The 1,082-nt window shown below is 50.6% G+C and carries 1 protein-coding gene; it reads right to left on the minus strand.

Features of this window, described 5'->3' with window-relative positions:
• Positions 1 to 1,082: potassium/proton antiporter (locus R7E00_RS24860; RefSeq protein ID WP_318124888.1), on the minus strand; the 1,082-nt coding region annotated here is incomplete at both ends.

A 1,082-nucleotide genomic window follows, 5' to 3' on the forward strand; every position in this document is an offset into this window, starting at 1 on the left:
AACCTTAGTCACTTGGTGATCCACCACGTCCGCGATTACCCATTGCAATCCTTGCCATTCAAACTGGTCGCCCAAAACAGGCGTGCTACCCAGCTGTTCTTCAACAATATTGCTCAAGGTTTTATCTTGCAGTTCATCGCCCAAATTCAAACCGTACATCATCGCCACGTCGGCCAGCTTCACTTCAATATCTAAGAAGAAATCACCAAAGAAACGAGTCAGAGAGGCTTTCTCCGGCGCTTCACTGAACAACAAGCTCAGTGCAGCTAAGTCTTTCTCTTGAGCCAATACACATAGGGTATCGTCTTCTTCCAACCTGGTACTGCCCGATGGGTGAAGCAGTTCTTGATTACGGAAAACAGCCGCAATGCGCGTGCCCCCAGGCATCGACAAACTACGCAGCGCTTCGCCAATGCACCATTTATCCGCTTTCAATCGGTAGATAAACAGTTCCCACTCACTGGTTGGGTAAATCTCCACACCAGTGCGAGAGATTGGCTCGGGCTTTGGTGGCAACTCAACCTTGGCAAGCGACATCGCTTTGGTCAGCGTACCGCCCTGAACGATCAGCGATACCATAACCACGAAGAAGGCCAAGTTGAAGTACAGCTGCGCGTCTGGTAAACCAGCCATCATAGGGAATACCGCAAGAATGATTGGCACCGCGCCACGCAAACCAACCCAAGAGACAAACCACTTTTCACGTGGCGTGAAACTCTTAAATGGCAGCAGTCCAATCCACACGGAAATAGGACGGGCAAACAAAATCATACCAAACGCAAGCGCCAAGCCTGGCACCGCAATACTCAGCAAGTTCGACGGCGTAACCAACAAACCAAGCACGAGGAACATGCCAATTTGCGCTAGCCACGTCATACCATCTAACACATGCAGAATCGAATGACGGCTGCGCGTTGGACGGTTACCCAGCAATAAACCCACGAGGTAAATCGACAAAATACCGCTGCCGCCTAACGAGTTCGACAACGCGAAAATGATCAAGCCGCCGCTGACGGTCAAAATCGAGTACAAGCCATCCGGCAGTTGATTGCGATTGATGACTTTCCACAAGACCCAGCCAC

Source organism: Vibrio sp. Vb1755 (assembly GCF_033338635.1).
Lineage (GTDB): Bacteria > Pseudomonadota > Gammaproteobacteria > Enterobacterales > Vibrionaceae > Vibrio > Vibrio alginolyticus.